This is a genomic window from Collinsella aerofaciens, from assembly GCF_041537385.1.
Classification (GTDB): domain Bacteria; phylum Actinomycetota; class Coriobacteriia; order Coriobacteriales; family Coriobacteriaceae; genus Collinsella; species Collinsella aerofaciens_BV.
The window spans coordinates 1-17,145 of sequence record NZ_JBGORS010000002.1; the positions used below are offsets into that span (position 1 = coordinate 1).

A 17,145-nucleotide genomic window follows, 5' to 3' on the forward strand; every position below is an offset into this window, starting at 1 on the left:
CACCTTCATGATGCAGGAGTACTACCACAACTCGTCATGGCTCGAGAACGGCGGTTCGCCCGAGAAGGCGGCCCGCAGTGCTCTGACTAGCGCCATCGACGCCTACATCAAGCAACAGGGCAAGTACAACAAAAACGAGAGCGGCATCAAATGGCAGGACGTCCAGGACTGCCTGGTGCTGGTGACCAACTGCTTCTCCACCCAGACGTCCTACGAAAACCAGACTAAGAAGGCCATCAACAACCGCTTTATCCAGCAGGCCATGACTGCCTTCTTTAAGGAGCGCCTCTCGACCTACTTGATCGAGAACAAAGACGCTGCCAACAAGATCATGGAGCAGGTGCTCATCAACAAGCGTTCGCGCGAGAACGCCGAGAAGACGCGCCAGAGCATCAAAACCAACCTGCAGCAGAAGACCGACATGGCCAACCGCGTGCAGAAGTTCATCGACTGCCGCTCCAAGGACAAGGACCGTCGCGAGATCTACATCGTAGAGGGCGACTCGGCAGCAGGCGCCATTCGCACCTCGCGCGATGCTGAGTTCCAGGGCGTTATGCCCGTCCGCGGCAAGATCCTCAACTGCCTAAAGGAAGATTATCCGCGCATCTTTAAGTCCGACATCATCATGGACCTCATGCGCGTGCTGGGCTGCGGTGTGGAGATCAAGGACAAGCGCATCAAAAACCTTGGTGCCTTCGACCTAGACAACCTCAACTGGAACAAAGTCATCATCTGTACGGACGCCGACGTCGACGGTTACCACATCCGCACGCTCGTACTCACCATGCTCTATCGACTGGTGCCCACGCTTATCGACGAGGGCTACGTCTATATCGCTGAGTCGCCGCTCTACGAGATCAACTGCAAAGAGAAGACCTACTTTGCCTACACCGAGCTCGAGAAAAACGGCATCCTTAAGGAGATCGGCGACCAGAAGTGCTCGATCAACCGCTCCAAGGGTCTTGGTGAAAACGATCCGGACATGATGTGGCTCACCACCATGAACCCCGAGACGCGCCGCCTGATCAAGGTGGAGCCCGAGGACGTCACCAAGATGGAGACCATGTTCAACCTGTTGCTGGGCAACGACGAGGCGGGCCGTAAGCGCCATATCTCCGAGCACGGCAAGGAATATCTGGACCAGCTGGACCTGCAATAGCAGCTAATAGATAACGACGGCCCATAAGAAGTTCAAGAGGATATCGTGGCAAAGAAGAAGACGAAGAACCAGCCAAAGAAAAAGCAGGTTAACGCCGAGAACGTCATCGGCCTGCACTCCGAGGTCACCGACCAGCCGATCACGCAGACGCTCGAGGTCAACTACATGCCCTACGCCATGAGCGTCAACGTCTCGCGTGCATTTCCCGAGATTGACGGCTTTAAGCCCTCGCACCGCAAGCTGCTCTACACCATGTACAAGATGGGCCTGCTCAAGGGCGAGCGCCAGAAGAGCGCCAACATCGTGGGCCAGACCATGAAGCTCAACCCACACGGCGATGCCGCGATCTACGAGACGATGGTGCGCCTGGCCACCGGCAACGAGGCGCTGCTCGCCCCCTTCGTGGAGTCGAAGGGCAACTTTGGCAAGTACTATTCGGGCGACCTGAGCTACGCCGCCTCGCGCTATACCGAGGCCAAGCTCTCCCCCATCAGCGCCGAGATCTTCAAGGACATCGACAAAGACCCGGTCGACTTCGTCGACAGCTACGACGGCGCCATGAAGGAGCCGCGCCTGCTGCCCACCACGTTCCCCAATATCCTCGTCTCGGCCAACAAGGGCATCGGCGTCGCCATGGCGTCCGATATCTGCGGTTTCAACCTCAACGAGGTCTGCACCGCCACGATGCACTACCTGCAGGATCCCAACTGCGACTTGCTCGAGTACATGCCCATGCCCGACTTCTCGACCGGCGGCGAGATCATCTACCGCCGCGAGGAGATGGAAAAGATCATCGAGACCGGCCTCGGCAGCTTCCAGATTCGCTCCCGCTGGCGCTGGATTCCCGAAGAGCGCATCATCGAGGTGTACGAGATCCCCTACACCACCAAGACCGATGTCATCATCGAGCGCATCGTCAAGCTCTCCAAGGAGGGCAAGGTCAAGGAGATCGCTGACATCCGCGACGAGACCGACCTCTCGGGCCTGCGCATCGCCATCGACCTTAAGCGCGGCGTCGACCCCGACAAGCTCATGGCGAAGCTCTATCGCTCGACCACGCTGCAGGATTCGTTCTCGTGCAACTTCAACGTGCTCGTCGACGGCTATCCCCGCGTTATGGGCGTGCGCCAGATCCTGCACGAGTGGGTCAAGTGGCGTATTGAGTCCACGCGCCGCCGCATTAACTTTGACCTGGGCAAAAAGTCCGAGCGCCTGCACCTGCTGCACGGCCTTGAGGCAATCTTGCTCGATATCGACAAGGCGATCGCCATCATCCGCGGCACCAAGCTCGAGGCCGAGGTCGTGCCCAACCTTATGAAGGGTTTCGACATCGACGAGACCCAGGCCGAGTTTGTTGCCGAGCTCAAGCTCCGCAACATCAACGAGGAGTACATCCTCAACCGCACCAAGGACATTGCCAAGCTTGAGGGCGAGATTGCCGAACTTGAGGAGATCCTCTCCAGCGAGGAGAACATCAAGAAAGTCATCAGCGACGAGCTGGCCGCGGTCAACAAGAAGTACGTGATGCCGCGCCGCACGGGCAGGATTGAGCCCCATGAGGTCATCGAGGTGAGCCTGGAGCCCGAGGTCGAGGAGTACCCGGTCACCATCATGCTCTCGCGCGATGGCTACCTTAAGAAGATGACGGACCGCGTGCTCAAGAAGGCGACCACGCTCAAGTACAAGGACGGCGACAAACCCTTTATCGAGTTCCCGTCCTCCAACACCCACGAGCTGCTGGTCTTTACCAACAAGAGCCAGGTGTACAAGTGCAAGGTTGCAGCGTTTGAGGACACCAAGTCGGCCCAGCTGGGCTCGTACCTGCCGACCGATCTTGAGATGGAACCCGATGAGAGCGTGATTTGGATCATCGACCCCGAGGATTACAAGGCCGACGTGCTCTTTGTCTTTGAGAACGGCCGCGTGGTGCGCGTCGCGCTTTCTGGATACGTCACCAAGACCAACCGCAAGCGCCTCAAGAACGCCATCTACGGTGGCAGCAAGCTGCTGTATGCCCAGGTGCTCAAGGAAGACCGCGACATCGCGCTGGTCTCGAGCGACTATCGTTTGATGAACTTCAACACGTCGCTGCTCAAGACCAAGACGACCACCAACACGCAGGGCGTCCAGGCTTTCACGGCCAAGAAGGGCCGCTCGGTCACCACTGTCGGCACAACCGAGGACATCCTTGGCGCTGGCGTCTCGGCCGAAAAGTTCACCGCGCAGAGCCTGCCCTCCGCCGGTGCCCTCATGAAGGAAAACGACATGCCAAGTTTGTTTGACTAAAACAACGGTGGCCAAACCGTCATGGTTTTACAAAGCAGCGGGGCCCGGAGCGCAGCAACATCGCGCTCCGGGCCCCGCTCGTTGCAACGTATATCATATGCCCCACACGGGAATCGCTTGGACATCCTTGGTAATAAGGTATGGATCCGGGGTTTGACAGACAACGTGTCCAAACCCAATTTCATAGCCGGTCAGGCCCTCGAGACAGGAAAAATTCTTTACTGCATCTTTGCCCACCGTGGCTGACATCTTCACCTCGACGGGATGGAGAATATGGCCCTCTTGAATGAGCAAATCAATTTCGCGCTTCTTTTGGTCTCGATAGAACCATACGTCGCGAAGGCTCTTCCCCGCGTTCATAAAGCTCTTCAAAATTTCCGAGACAACGAACGTCTCAAATATATGCCCCGCCGCGGCCCCGTTGCGCAATTGCTCCGGCGTTATCCACCTCGTTAGATGACAAACAAGACCTGTATCCATAAAGAATATCTTAGGGGTCTTGGTCAGACGCTTATCGACATTAGGCCAAAAGGGCTCGACAATCCGAACGATGTTCGACGCCTGCAAAACCGAGAGCCAAGCCTTCACCGTCTTACGGTCGACGTCAACGGTGTTTCCAATATCGGTGGCATTTAACAGTTGCCCCGTTCTCGCTGCGCACGCGACCATAAAGCTGTAGAACTTCGCCTCATCCTTCACGTTTACAAGATCGCGAACATCGCGTTCGAGATATGCGGCAACGTAGTCGGAATAATAGGAGTCCCAATCGATATTTGGGTCTTGCAGTTCGGGCATCGAACCCCTATGGATGATGTTCCAAATATTTCCCGAAGACATCTTAGAGGCCAAGGAAACCTTTTTGGGGATATACGGACGAGGGCCCTGGGAACCACCAACAAGCTCTCGCAAGCTTAAAGAGGGCATCTCCAGAATTCTAATCCTCCCCGCCAAAGATTCGCTCACCCCTTTCATGAGGTGATATGTCTGGGATCCCGTGAGGACGATTCGGCCCTTCTCCTCTGATTGATCGACAACCCACTTCACCGGAGAAAAAAGCTCAGGCACGCGCTGAATCTCATCAATGATGATCGGCAAATCATGAGACTCGAAAAACAGGGCGGCATCCTCTTTTGCAAGAAGATAATCCCGCGGGTTCTCCATCGAAACATAGTCGAATCGGTCGCCTAGATGTTGCTTGAGAACCGTCGTCTTCCCAACTTGGCGCGCTCCGGTCACCAGGACAACTTTTCCCTGTCCCAGCATCGAATCTATCGTCTGTTCAATTTCGCGCTCGATGTACATAGAATCGCCTCCCGTTATGGAGCCTATTATCTCGTACAAACGTTAATTGGTCAAAATCGGGAGTGCTACTCCCGATTTTCACTCACAATCTTCTGCCTGATTCTGGATCCAGCAGGGTCTCGGAGATCGCCAAGCGTATGGGCGTCGCCAGCAACTACGCAAGCCAGTACAAGCGCCGCCTCCTCGAGGACGGCGTTATCGGGAAACGTGGACGTGGCCTCGTCGGCTTCGACATCCCCGCATTCAGGGAGTTCCTGAGCGAGAAGGCCTCCTAGCACGCCGAGATTGTCCGAAAGGGCATCAGCGCATGGCAATCAGCACTCTTCTTGGTAAGGGCAGCAAGCATTTCCGCTAGTGCTGATTGCCATGCGCTCTTCTTGCCCTTAGGCGAGCTTGCGGGCGAGCTCTCGCACCTCTTCCAGCTTGGGCGAGGAGGCCATGCTGTCGCGCTCGGTCATACCGCTGATGGTGACAATGCCCCGGTCCTCCCACTTGCAGTATGCGCAGGTTGACTTGTACATGGCGATCGCCGCGTCATAGACACCCTCGCTGTGACTATCGAGCAAAAGGGCCACCTTGGTGAACGGGAATCCCGTGGCACCGAAGGCGTACAGGCGGTCGATGGCGGCCTTCTCCTGCGCGGTGATATCAAACCAGTAGATAGGCGAGGCGAAGACGACCATATCTGCGTCTTTCAGCGACTCGATCACGTCGGCCATGTCATCCTTCTGCACGCAGACGCCCTCATGGGCGAAGCAGTACTGGCATCCCAAGCAGCCGGCGATCTTCTTGCCGGCAACGCGGATGACCTCGACCGTATGGCCGGCCTCGAGCGCGGTCTCGGCAAACGCCTCGACCATGGTATCGGTATTGGCGCCCTTACGCGGGCTGCCGCTCAACACAATGATATTCATAGGATTCCCTCTCTTTCATGCCGCAGGCGCGCGGCACACATTTCGTTGTAACCAAAACGGATGGAGCTATCCAGTCGTCCGCAGACCACATCTCCCGTTCGCGCTCTCTAGGCACAATCTCATTGCCTGACAACTCCTCAACTGTCTTGATTCTCTCTCCGAGAATTGAACAGCAAATCGTTGGCCGCAAAGTGTCGACTGTGGGAAAATTAACTAGAGCTTTCTCCTGCTCGCGTGAGCGTTCGCGTGTATGAGCCTGGCCGAATCGGGCAGGCGCAATATAGATCCAAGGAAACCGGCCTACGAACAAGGAGCGCCTTATGTATGGACAGCATGTTGCACCGCAAACCCATAACAAACGCACTGGCCTGTCTATCCGCAACGTCAAGCTTCATGCAGGCGCCAGAGTCGTCGCCTTCGGAGTAAGCATTCTTATGGCAGGGCAGCTTTTGCTACCCTGCGCAGCACTGGCGACCGAAATGCCCGAACCCGATGTCGCAGCACCCATCACCTGCGAAGAAGTCAACGCGGAAGGCAGCCTCACAGCAACCACCGTCGTCGATCATTACTACGATTTGGAGCTACCCCCTGCTTTTGAGTTGGTCCAGAACGAGGCTCTTGTATACGATTTTCCAGACAAACCCGAGGACTTCATCTACGAGCTTAACGACACCGTCCATCTCTTCAAGATCGACACCGATACCGAAAGCCTTATAAAAACCGAGAACCCCAAAGAGGCCAGCGTCTCTATTGCCCTGACCATGATCGACAATCACGTTAGAGCAACCGTAGTCTTTACAGGCAGTTACGCCGACGACCAAATCCCTTACAGGCTGAACCTCAACAGCTCAACCTACCTTGGCACACACGTTGACCGTGACTTCGACAGCGGGCAGGGGATTATGCACGAGACGCGGCACGATTACTACATCCGTTACGTCTTCGACAGTGACGTGCACTTGATTGCAACCGATACGAGCAGTTCCAAACCCGAACCGGAAACCAAGCCCGAGCCCACACCGCAGCCCAATGCAAAAAAGCCCACGGCAAATCCCGTTTCCACCAAGGCAGTAGCGGCGGTTAAACCAGCCGGGGCCACCCTACCCGCGACGGGCGACAACGGTGCGATGGCTGCCGCCCTGAGTGTTGCCGGTGCTGTAGTTGCGGCAGTTGGCATTTCTGCAACAAGGCGTCGCAACCGCTAGCCAGCATTTCGTACCCCGCAGACAAAGCTCATCCCCGCTCCGATGAGCTTTACTCACCGAGAAGTTTCTTCCCCACGGAAATGAGCTTTTCCAACAGTCGCCTTCACGCCATCAACGCCCCGCGAAACCGATGAAACAGACTGTGCCGAACCGCCATCGAGCTCTGCCCCATCGCAAACAGCGTCGACGGCGTCTTCTGGCAACATTTTTGGTCGCCATAGCTCCGATTCGGCAGGGCCCAGTCTCCGCTCGATCTCGAGCAAGACTTGTAAGGAGTCCACAGTCAAGATCAACTACGGAAATCGTGACGAGTCGATACCGCCCGCATGCCCCCTTCGGAATAGGCGCTGAGCAGCTCCTGGGCGTGGGCGAACTCGGGCCCTCGCCTCCAACCGAGCAGGCGGTTGACCGCTAGATTTCCCTGAACGCTGTGGACAAAGAGCAGTACCGCAAGGTATCCGACTGGTTCGATGCGCACGCGCATCAGAAGATTCTTTTCCTTGAACTGGGCGTGGGATTGCGCAACGGCGTCATAAAGCACATGCTCGCTCAGATCGCAAACGCCTGCGAACACACCACGTGCACCGTGCTCAACTACAGCCAGACCATGGCGCTCGATGCTTCGTGCGAGACGATTCTCGTTGATGGCGATATGGCCCCGGCCTTCGCGCGAGAACCTCGAGCGATACGAGCGCTTTGTGAGCGAGCGCGGCAATGGCCGCATGCTGTTGCTGGAGCTCGGCGTGGGCGAAATGACCCCTGGCATCATCACGCTCCCGTTCTGGAGCATGACCGCGAAGCTGCCGGATGCGCACCTGTTGAGCGTCAACATCACGGGCGACTCAGCCCCATTGCAGCTTGGAAGCAAGGCAGAGGCGATCCAGGCCGATTTGGGCGCCCTGCTCTCGGTGACGCGGACGGGCGACGGTGCTTAAGCCTCCTTGTTGGTCGCTTTAAGGTACGCGTCGTCGTCCACAGGCTCCAACCACTCGTTAGAGGTCTCCTCGCCCGGAACCTCCAACGCCAGATGCGAGAACCAGCTGTCAGGCGCGGCGCCGTGCCAGTGCTTCACTCCCGGGGCGATGTTGACCACGTCGCCGGGGCGCAGCTCCTGTGCCGACTTTCCCCATTCTTGGTAAAACCCTCGGCCAGCCACGCAGACGAGGATCTGCCCGCCGCCGCTTTTGGCGTGATGGGTGTGCCAGTTGTTGCGGCAGCCGGGCTCGAACGTCACGTTGTAGACGCCAACCTGCTCGGTGGAAAGGGGCGCGAGGTAGCTTTGACCGATAAAGTACTTCGCGAACGCGTCGTTGGGGACACCGATGGGGAAAGCCATCTCGTTTTGGTGCCGTGCCTTTGCGTCGGCGGCATCGTCATCCGCCCAGACCTCCTTCGCCATGCGGAAGGCCGCCCATGCCTTGGGCCAACCCGCGTAAAACGCCGCGTGCGTAAGGATTTCCGCTATCTCCGCCCTGGTCACGCCGTTATTCTTCGCGGACATCAGATGATATTGGAACGAAGAGTCCGTCAGCCTCTGCGCCATTAGGGCCACCACCGTCACCACGCTGCGGTCGCGCAGGGAGAGCTCACTCTCCCGGCTCCACACCTCACCGAACAGCACATCGTCATTGAGCTGTGCGAATTTGGGAGCGAACTCCCCCAGGGCATCTCTGCCCGCCGTCTGCTTAATTGCCATAATCTATTTCCTCCTGTCGATGGTATTAGGCACAAATCTGCTTCCGCGCTGCCAAGCAGTCCGGCTAGATTCCCATGCCCATTACGGAACACCCCTTGCGCTCCCGATTTGTATTAATGAGAATGAAGGTAATACCTAAACCTGACTTTAGGTCAAGGAGTGAACTCGAGATTTATTCGGAGGAGCCATGTACACAATCGGACAGGTGGCGGAAATGTTCGGTTTGCCCACTTCAACGCTGCGATATTACGACAAGCAGGGATTGTTCCCGGGATTGGAGCGGGCATCCGGCATTCGCCGATTTAGTGATAAGGAACTCGAGGCACTTCGGGTCATCGAATGCCTGAAGAAGGCTGGAATGGAGATCAAGGACATCCGGCTGTTCATGGAATGGTGCGCGGAGGGTCCGTCAACATACCCCCAGCGCAAGGCCATGTTCGAGGAGCGGAAGGCCCACATGGAATCGGAGATCGCGAAGATGAACCGTGCGCTGGACATGCTGAAGTTCAAATGCTGGTACTACGAGCAGCTGAATCAAGGCGACAACGAGGCCGAGCTGAAGGCCATGATTCCCGACGGCTTGCCGAAAGAAATCAAAAGGGCCTACGAAAACGCTCACACTCGGTAGTGCTGTCCGATACTCAAGGGGCTTAGGCAAGGAGTCGTTTTTTGGGTAGGAGTGCGAATGCCGCTTCTGCTCCTTGGGCTCTATCCGTGTTTGCTATATCGCCCACAAAGAAATCGCCTGCACCTATTCTGTTAGAGAACATGGCTTGCTTCGACAGGGGCAATTTGATCGGCAACCGCGTCAGCTCCGAGCAGCCAAGCGTCATCGACGACCCCTCCATCAAGAACGGCTTCTATGGCGCGCCGACCGTCGTCTGCGATCTTAAATGCGTGATTGCGGACGCGGAGCGCGTCGTCGCCGGCGCGGTCGCGGGTTTCAACTATGCGGGAGAGCGTTTCGAGAAATGATAAAAGCCTTGGGAGGACAAGCGCGGCGTCCACTATTAATTGGGTGCGGAATACGACACGCAGGGAATTATCAAGTACCCCTTCTAGTGGATGACCAGCAAGAATCCCGAGGAGCGCATCCCGGTCGCACCATGTCAGCAGCGATATCGACATACATTTGCGCGTGCTACAATACGGGCACCAGAGATGAAAACACAGTCCCCGTCGGGCAGTCGTGGGCGTGCGGGAGTCCGCATCAGTAACCTGCCTCCTTGGTTGTCCCTTCTCTGCATGGTCATCTACATAAAGGAGGAATCAACCATGCAGATCAGCGTGTCGTCCACCCTGACCGTATATCACGACGGCCAGTTTTGGGTCGGGCTGGCGGAGCGCGTCGAGGACGGCAGATACGGCGTCGCCCGCATCGTCTTCGGCGCAGAGCCATCCAATGAGGAAATCCTGCAATTCATTACAGGCAAATGGGCGAAGCTCACGTTCTTCGGCGACGATCCGACCGAGGCGAGCAAGCCCGCGAAGAACCCCAAGAGACGCGCCCGCGAGGCGTCGAGGGCCCTTAAGCAACCGGCAATGGGCACGAAGGCGCAGCAAGCACTCGCGAGTCAGCGGGAGGCAATGAAACGGGAGTCGGTCCGCGCAAGAAGCCAAAGCCGCGCGAACGAGGCAGAGGCGCGCTTCGAGCAGCGGAAGCTGAAGCGCAAGCAGAAGCATCGCGGGCATTGATCGCCATTTGCGGCAAGCCTCATGCAGAAGCAGTGTCGGTTCCACTTGAAACCGACACCGCCATCTATTGCGCCGCCCGTCAACGGTCAATCTCCATCTCATCTAGAAGGTCCTCCCCTCCTGCATGAACTCGGGGATATTGGCATGGATGATGCCGTCCCTTTGCTGGATAGGATCGCTTCGTGTCAACAGGTACTTGGGGTAGTTGTCTCTGATCTGTTCGAAGGGGCGGTATTCACGCTCTTCGGTGGACCGATCTGCCATGATGGTCATTGCAACCTGAATGTATGTGTAGCCCATCTCCGGGTTTCTGAGGATGAAGTCGCATTCCAGCTTTCCGATGCGTCCGACACTGACCTTGCAGCCCTGTGCGCGGGCGTAGCGATAGACGATGTTCTCCAGCACGGGCCCGTAGTTGATGCGGTTGTCGGTGAGTCCGGAGTAATCCATTGCTTTCGGGAGGCCGCCCTCGAGGATGCAGGCGTCGAATTCCGTGACCGGGCCCGGGTTCACGGGCAGTTCAAAGAAGTGCTTCATCTGGCAATACTCGCTGAAGTCCAGCGTCTTCATCCCGAATTCGATGTAGCGCCCGCTCAGCTTCGTGGCTATCTCACCCGGAAGCAGATAGGAGTTTGACCCGGTGATGAAGATGGAGAAGCCGCCTTCGGGCCTCAGCTCTTCGGCGATGCACCGCATGAGGCAGGACTTGCCGCAGCGACGGACGCCGGTGATGACCCTGATCATTCCATCGTCATGGCAGAAGCCGCGAATCTTATTCAGGTAGTTTTCCCTAGTGAACAAACGAACGCCGGCTCCGATCTTCATTGGAGCCGGCGTATCAAATTAGTGGTTTATCGGGGTATTCTTTATCGATCAAATGATTTATACCCCCATAACTAAGGAAATCCCTATTCCCTCTCTCTTGCTCAATTCGTATATCCACTGGTCCATGGTGGCACCTGGGGACAAACTGCGACTAATTCTGGCACCAAGGTTTCAGGATCTAGGAACCATTTGGAAACCAATTTAATTGTTTCGCCCATGGCACTTTTTGTACTTCTTTCCGCTTCCACAAGGACAGGGTTGATTTCGACCAATTTTTCCGTGTTCCTTCTTGTGTTTGGCAACCCTGAAGTCACCCATTTGCTCGCCACGGCTTTTCAGCTCGTTAATTCGGCTCGGAGGGATTTGATCAATGTTAATCGAACGGGCGCCAACGCTTTGCAAAGCGTAATTTGCATCGAATCGGAAAAAAGCCATCATGCGCTCGTTCTCGTTATTGGCAAGAAGGAGAGAAGCGACATAATCGAACATCTCTTGGTCTGTTTGCGCATCATACAGTTCATCTTGAAAGACGAAGTAGGTCATGTGAATCGACTCTTCCGTGCCCGAGAATGAGAGAGCGCATTGTCTACCGGTGTTAGCTTGTCGCCTTAGAGCCATGTCTATACCGTCTGAAAGTTGCTGACGAGCTTCGCTGGAGAAATCAAGGAGGTACGAAGATATACTGACGGCCTGGGGATTGCTGGAGTTGAGCAATACGTCGATAATCTCGCGGAAACGCTTCGGCATGTTTTGTCGGGGTTTCTCGAGCTGAGGCAAAGGTGTGCCAACTCTCTCAAAATAACTATCCAGATCTTCCCTATAACCTGTCATGTACAGGTTTCCCATTTCAGGAATGCTGTCGACTTCGAGGGAGTAGCGGTTGTGGGCAATGTACATGCCGAGATGGTCAAACTCATCATTCAGGGCAAGCCTTTTGTTGAGAGACGCAATCTCCCTTTGCTTGAGAAAATGGAGAAATTCAAGAGGGTTCTCGAAGTATTCTCTATAGGTCATAAGGTCGTCGATGGCAATGCAGGACACGCCCGCTTCCAAATTCAAGAATTCAAGCTTTTCAGCACGCGCCGCATAAGTGTTGATGTTCTCTATCGTCACTGAAAGGCAGAAAATGCTATTAACATTCGAGATGTCAAGAGTCGCTTTCGGTTGCATACGCTGGTCGTATAGAACAAGTTCAGCACCAGAATTGCTAACGTAATCTCTCATCTTCACGCACTGGCTATTCGATTTCTGTATCAGATCTTTGTAGTGTTTAATGTGCGAATTGAAGTCAGACACTGGCGGAGCGTCGGTAAAACGGCCCGCTTTGACCTCGATTATCAAGAGTGCATCTCTGTAGACGACCAAAAGATCATTCTCGTTCCGATGCTTTTTGCTTCCATAACAATTGTCGGCATATGAAATACATCCAGGAAGCATTTCCTTGAAAACGGATTCGACCATGCTTTCACTGGCTTCTTTTTGATTTTGCTGCCACTGTTCTGAATAGCTGGGGTCGAGACGCAGAATTGCTTTCTGGATTGCTCTATAGAAGTTGTCGGTAAGCGAATAGTAGTCGAAACAATAGGTTTCCCCGTTTAGTGTGATGAAGGGCCTATCGACAATAGGAGGCGTGATGACAGGCCAATACTGCATTTCCTCTTCTTCGAAGAAATGACCCTCGCCAGGAGCGAACGACAGAGCGTCTATAAACGTTTTTGGCCAGTTTGTGATTCGTTTAACATTGAAATGATGCACGGAAAACGCTTCAAGGGATGCCTCCTCAGCGGCTTCCGAATCCTCCTCAAGAATTTTCGAAAAGTCGATTTCCTCCGCTGAACCAGCCTTCTCAAAGAGCTTCCTCAAAGTTGCCAAGCCTTCAAGTCTTCCGTTCGACAGTGCTTTTTCGAGCTTTCTATAACCGTCAATCACGATATTTGCAGAGATGCCAAACAGCTTTTGGAATTCGCTTTCGTGAACGCGTATTAGCGGTCGAATATAGTCAATTTGAAGGAAGCGGTATCTATTTCCCCTAACCATGCGCATCATTTGGGCTTCAAAGGCCACGCGGCTAGTTTCGCTTTCATCGTCGAGCGCCAATTCCCGATACATCAAATATTGTGTCGTTTTTTCAAACAACATTTCCTGATCGTGCAGGTATTGGTGGGCGAGCCGATCGATATCCTCGTCCGTGACATGAAGGCGAATCGTATTATTCGTTGAGGCGATAAGGCTTTGCAAGTATTCGACAGGGCGAGATGGCAAGTCATCTTGCTTGTAAATAAGAATGTTGCCTTCGAGAGAGGGGTTGCTGAAACTAGAAATATCGGTAACGGCCATCAGTAAGATTTCTTGCTGGTCAATCTGAATATAGCTTCTGATTGATTCGATGCATTCGTTGATTTCCTTAGCAAGGCATTCCATTTTGATCGGCGCAATGGCCTTTAATTCGTTTCTCATCAAACTTACCCCTCACAATGATCTTTCCAGTTTTGATAGGCGGCTTTGTCGCCGGTACTTTGCAACTCAACCCAAGCGAAGTTCCAGTCGCTGGCGAACTTATCCAGCTTGCTGCGACCAAACCTATCGGACAGCTGCCATGCAGGCTTGCCGCCAATCATCGAGGCATACCCGCCAAAGATATAATGCAAATCAAGCAGGCAGTTGAAGCCCTCGTTGGTGTTCCTGATGTCATAGCCCGTCAAGACCTCCTCGGGTACGACGAGGGCGTTAAAACCACTTCAAAACTACTTGTATCAGCTCATAAACTAATACAGCTTTTACGGTAAGTTACTCCCACTCGATGGCTTCAGTTCTGCTGTCCCGTCATTCCAGTTGCGCCCAGTTTTTGGTGCTGCCTCGAACCGAGTGCCGCCAAGTAACACCATGTCGTGTTTCGTCGGCTTTGGGGACAAAAGCTGGGACAGCTTCAAAAACTATTTTTAAACTCAGGGCATTGAGTTTTTGTTTTGTCCCAAAGGGCACGGTGGGCCGCCTTTGAAGGCTTGATAGCGCCGAAAACGCCCGTTTTGAAACTCAACATCCCTTTAGCGCGCAAGCCGCCAGCTGCAATCGTAAGTGAATCAACGCGGGCGGCTCGCTCACCGTTTGCAAACCCCAGGTCGCAGGTCTTTGCCATCGGTGGGCAAAGTGAGTAGTCTCGGGTAGCTTCCTCGTGAGTTGACTGGCGGCAAGCGGCACACGAAAAAACAACCGCGGTAAACGACCGAAACATCACACGAAGGACCTCAATGGCTCATGCTATTGGGGTCTCTATCAGGATTGTTGTAGCTAAACATGTCGGGAGGCCGTTCTTCTAGTCGCTCAGGATGATCCTGTAAGAACTTATTTAGCACGCGAGAAGGATCGAATCCCCAGTAATATTTGCTATCCTTCTGAAGCGATTCATTACTTGCAAGCCGATAAAGCTCCCTTAGACACATGGCAATCTTGTCATCATCATCGTCGGGGAGGAGCTCTCGTCGTGCTTTTGGGTTACCTCCTAGGATTTGCGAGACAACATTAGAGATACGCTTTTCGGAATAGAAGCAACAGGCGGGATATGCGAGACCAGTACCCACCCCGGCAACAAATACGCATAAGCAGTAAAGGAAGTCAAAGGAGCATAGGAGATCGAGGTATCTCTCATGCGCCGAAGTGTCACTGCTCATTTTAAGTCCGCAATCCGGTGCCACAATTGGATGATTCGTGGCGTTGTCTAAGGCAACTGTAATCATCATCCCCGAGCCGGCTTCATTGAAAAGCCCGGCGTTTACAGCCCTAACCTGGCAGTCTCGTATCCAGGATGCATATATGGAGTACGAGCGAGATGGAGATTGACGGTTGACGAAGGGGGCAATTAGGTCCCATCTTTTCATGCGAACCAGCTGCGCGCCCAATTCGTAACAAGCAACCGCCACAGCTAGACTTTTTGAAGCGGAGTCCGCTTTGCTATCATCAATTGCGGCATAGCAGTCGTAGAGAGCATCTGCCGCCTTCTCAAATATCGAGTCGTTGCAATAGCTAAGGGCATAGGCTCCGATGCCGGCAAGGCTGTTGATCGCATCTGCATCATCTTGAAACTCTGCGGCGACCTGAAAAATGAAGCGAGAAAGCTTCTCATTCTCCTTTTGCTCGAAGCAAGCTTCGAGCGAATGCACAAGCGCTTCTTCATCCATGCCGTAAACGAGAGGCGGCGTTTTACCCTTCTCTCCAAGAACGGCGATTATATTGTCCACGAGAGTATCCATTCGTTTGCTCTCGTCTTTCCTCACGCAAGCATCGTGCTGCTTCAATATTTCTGCCCACTGTGAATACTCAATGGGCCGATTCTGAGCTCCGTCGCGCCTAACTATTTCGCCCTCGCGAAACACGACAATTTGACGGCCTTTGCCATCTACTGTTTGTCCGAGCTTCGAAAAAGGAACGAGAAGCCCGTCTTCGAGGCTTAACAGGCAAACCAAACAGTATGTGTGTCCATCAACCTCATGTAATTGGGAGATGGCGGTCAAAGGCGCCTGAACATATTTTCTTATTTTGTCTGTTAAGACCGCGCCATCAAATTGCGTCCAGTTGGTATCTTCAGCTCTAGCCGATGGATTTCCATCATCGTCCACCCCAATGACGATGTAACCACCGGGATAACGGTTGCACATCGAAACAGCGTCTTTTACAAAATCGAGCTCATCGATCTTCTTGGAAAAATCTAGCGTCTCCTTAAAATCGAGCTCGCTGCATTCACCGCCAGATTTTAATAGCTCGAAAAGTTTTTCTCTATCGGTTCGTCCGTCTACTACGATCATCTATGCGCCAACCTATCGATTCCCTATGCCCGACAAACAATCTCTTCATTTCGTTCATGTGGGTGGCACCAATCGACTGATACGTAGAGAACGCTTTCATCAACGCATCAGTCAAAAGACGTCCTCCCATCTAAGTTAATACTGGACATTATCCCATCGTTTTGGCTACTTAGAGAACCATTGCTATGCTATCCGGTCAAATCAAGTATTGATCATTACCACTTTCATGTAATTGCCATGGTGAGCGCAAGCAAACTATCAGCTCAAACAACGAAGACCAGTTGTAGCGTTGCGCAAGAAAGCACACTGATTGACAAACCGATGCCCGCTCGTCCGTTCCAGTTTGCCCAGACGCCCCTCCCGCGGTGCCCACGTCCCAATGGGTGGGAACCATTTATTTGGGTGCATCTGGGGCAACGGGCCGGCAGGCCCGCACAAGGTCGCTCGCAAAACACGCAACATCAAACACGACAGAAGAGGCGAACGACAGATGCCGGACCCCGGACGACAGCACCGCGGAAAACAAGCATTCCAACCACAACCGAACCAACCTCGCTTCTAAGCAGGCGCCCGCATGGGCGCCTTTTACTTTTCAAGGACTTAGCTCGCAGCTAAGGCACGCGGCCCATGGCCGTTTCGTGGAGACCCGACCAGCTCGACCCACCTCGACCCGTCTCCGCCCCCGTCGGGCGCGCCAACCGCAATCAGGCGGTTCAATCGTCGCGCAGACGAAAAGGCACATGGTGTCGTGCGGCGTGCCCGCGCGGTGCCACACGGGAAGATTGGGGGAATCATGGCACGCACAGCCGAATGCGCCGCGCCCGAGGGCAACCAAGATCGCGGCGAATGGATGACGGTAATCAAGATGCAGGAGTACATGAGGGCGAGCCGAAACAAGGCGTACGACCTCATCTGGTCGGGAGAGAAATCGACTCGTACAGGCTCGGAAGGAAGCTCCTGGTTTCGAGGGCGTCCGTGGACGCCTACATCGGGTCGAGGAGCGGCAGGAAATGACGGCGGCGACCGCCCCGGGAGCCGCCCGCGGCCGGGCACGCGAGGGAGCCTCGAGACGAGAGGAGCTCGAGGACGACCATGACCAAGAGCACTAGCAGGAGCCAGGTGAGGCCCATCGCATCGACCAACGCGATATTCGGCGCCGACGAGGCGCGCGATGCTGCGCATCAGCCGCAACGCCATGTACCGGCTCGCCCCCCCTTGCACTCACCGTCAGAGCATGCTATAAGGTTATTGGTGGCTTATTGAG

Annotated in this window: 16 protein-coding genes; 8 read left to right on the top strand and 8 right to left on the bottom strand. The window is 54.6% G+C overall.

What is annotated here, in order from left to right:
* Together ACEG18_RS03465 and ACEG18_RS03470 are read left to right on the top strand one after the other, a co-directional pair.
* Positions 1–1,159 (top strand): toprim domain-containing protein (locus tag ACEG18_RS03465; RefSeq protein ID WP_372541251.1); only part of this gene is annotated, 1,159 nt, incomplete at its 5' end.
* Between the two features lie 45 nt (positions 1,160–1,204).
* Positions 1,205–3,445, top strand: coding sequence for a DNA gyrase subunit A (locus ACEG18_RS03470; protein ID WP_372541252.1), 2,241 nt, complete (start codon positions 1,205–1,207; stop codon positions 3,443–3,445).
* Positions 3,446–3,538: 93 nt separating this feature from the next.
* On the opposite strand, the gene ACEG18_RS03475 is transcribed toward ACEG18_RS03470, so the two are convergent.
* A complete protein-coding gene (locus ACEG18_RS03475; RefSeq protein WP_195404655.1) occupies positions 3,539–4,747 on the bottom strand; it encodes an ATP-binding protein in 1,209 nt (402 codons plus the stop codon).
* A 62-nt stretch (positions 4,748–4,809) separates the two neighbouring features.
* Between ACEG18_RS03475 and ACEG18_RS09705 the strand changes: the two genes are divergently transcribed.
* Entirely contained in the window at positions 4,810–5,022 is a 213-nt protein-coding gene (locus ACEG18_RS09705) for a DUF8462 domain-containing protein (protein ID WP_505442469.1), read from the top strand.
* A gap of 108 nt (positions 5,023–5,130) precedes the next feature.
* On the opposite strand, the gene ACEG18_RS03485 is transcribed toward ACEG18_RS09705, so the two are convergent.
* The gene (locus tag ACEG18_RS03485) at positions 5,131–5,661 is read right to left on the bottom strand and encodes a flavodoxin family protein (protein ID WP_372541254.1); all 531 of its coding nucleotides are present in this window, start codon (positions 5,659–5,661) and stop codon (positions 5,131–5,133) included.
* A 320-nt stretch (positions 5,662–5,981) separates the two neighbouring features.
* On the opposite strand from ACEG18_RS03485, the gene ACEG18_RS03490 reads away from it, so the two are divergent.
* Positions 5,982–6,866 (top strand): LPXTG cell wall anchor domain-containing protein, encoded by an 885-nt coding sequence (locus ACEG18_RS03490; protein ID WP_372541255.1) that lies wholly within the window; start codon positions 5,982–5,984, stop codon positions 6,864–6,866.
* Positions 6,867–7,155: 289 nt separating this feature from the next.
* Here the strand turns inward: ACEG18_RS03490 and ACEG18_RS03495 are convergent, their stop codons facing one another.
* Positions 7,156–7,440, bottom strand: a complete 285-nt coding sequence (locus ACEG18_RS03495; protein WP_372541256.1) for a hypothetical protein — start codon at positions 7,438–7,440, stop codon at positions 7,156–7,158.
* A 70-nt stretch (positions 7,441–7,510) separates the two neighbouring features.
* Between ACEG18_RS03495 and ACEG18_RS03500 the strand changes: the two genes are divergently transcribed.
* Entirely contained in the window at positions 7,511–7,801 is a 291-nt protein-coding gene (locus ACEG18_RS03500) for a hypothetical protein (protein ID WP_372541257.1), read from the top strand.
* On the opposite strand, the gene ACEG18_RS03505 is transcribed toward ACEG18_RS03500, so the two are convergent.
* Entirely contained in the window at positions 7,798–8,562 is a 765-nt protein-coding gene (locus tag ACEG18_RS03505; RefSeq protein ID WP_372541258.1) for a carboxymuconolactone decarboxylase family protein, read from the bottom strand. The two genes, ACEG18_RS03500 and ACEG18_RS03505, sit on opposite strands and share 4 nt — an antisense overlap.
* A gap of 187 nt (positions 8,563–8,749) precedes the next feature.
* On the opposite strand from ACEG18_RS03505, the gene ACEG18_RS03510 reads away from it, so the two are divergent.
* From ACEG18_RS03510 to ACEG18_RS03520, 3 genes are all read left to right on the top strand, one after another.
* Positions 8,750–9,190 (top strand): MerR family transcriptional regulator, encoded by a 441-nt coding sequence (locus ACEG18_RS03510; protein WP_372541259.1) that lies wholly within the window; start codon positions 8,750–8,752, stop codon positions 9,188–9,190.
* Positions 9,191–9,330: 140 nt separating this feature from the next.
* A complete protein-coding gene (locus tag ACEG18_RS03515; protein ID WP_372541260.1) occupies positions 9,331–9,537 on the top strand; it encodes a hypothetical protein in 207 nt (68 codons plus the stop codon).
* 300 nt (positions 9,538–9,837) lie between these two features.
* On the top strand, positions 9,838–10,257 hold the full coding sequence (locus ACEG18_RS03520; protein WP_372541261.1) for a YjdF family protein: 420 nt from the start codon (positions 9,838–9,840) through the stop codon (positions 10,255–10,257).
* 102 nt (positions 10,258–10,359) lie between these two features.
* Here the strand turns inward: ACEG18_RS03520 and ACEG18_RS03525 are convergent, their stop codons facing one another.
* The 4 genes from ACEG18_RS03525 to ACEG18_RS03540 form a co-directional block, all read right to left on the bottom strand.
* Positions 10,360–11,082 carry an AAA family ATPase gene (locus tag ACEG18_RS03525; RefSeq protein ID WP_372541262.1) on the bottom strand — a complete coding sequence of 241 codons (723 nt, stop codon included), beginning with the start codon at positions 11,080–11,082 and terminating at the stop codon, positions 10,360–10,362.
* Positions 11,083–11,283: 201 nt separating this feature from the next.
* Positions 11,284–13,539 carry a YecA family protein gene (locus tag ACEG18_RS03530; protein WP_372541263.1) on the bottom strand — a complete coding sequence of 752 codons (2,256 nt, stop codon included), beginning with the start codon at positions 13,537–13,539 and terminating at the stop codon, positions 11,284–11,286.
* Positions 13,540–13,544: 5 nt separating this feature from the next.
* Positions 13,545–13,784 carry a hypothetical protein gene (locus ACEG18_RS03535; protein WP_372541264.1) on the bottom strand — a complete coding sequence of 80 codons (240 nt, stop codon included), beginning with the start codon at positions 13,782–13,784 and terminating at the stop codon, positions 13,545–13,547.
* 543 nt (positions 13,785–14,327) lie between these two features.
* The gene (locus ACEG18_RS03540; RefSeq protein ID WP_372541265.1) at positions 14,328–15,881 is read right to left on the bottom strand and encodes an AlbA family DNA-binding domain-containing protein; all 1,554 of its coding nucleotides are present in this window, start codon (positions 15,879–15,881) and stop codon (positions 14,328–14,330) included.
* Between the last annotated feature and the right edge of the window lie 1,264 nt (positions 15,882–17,145).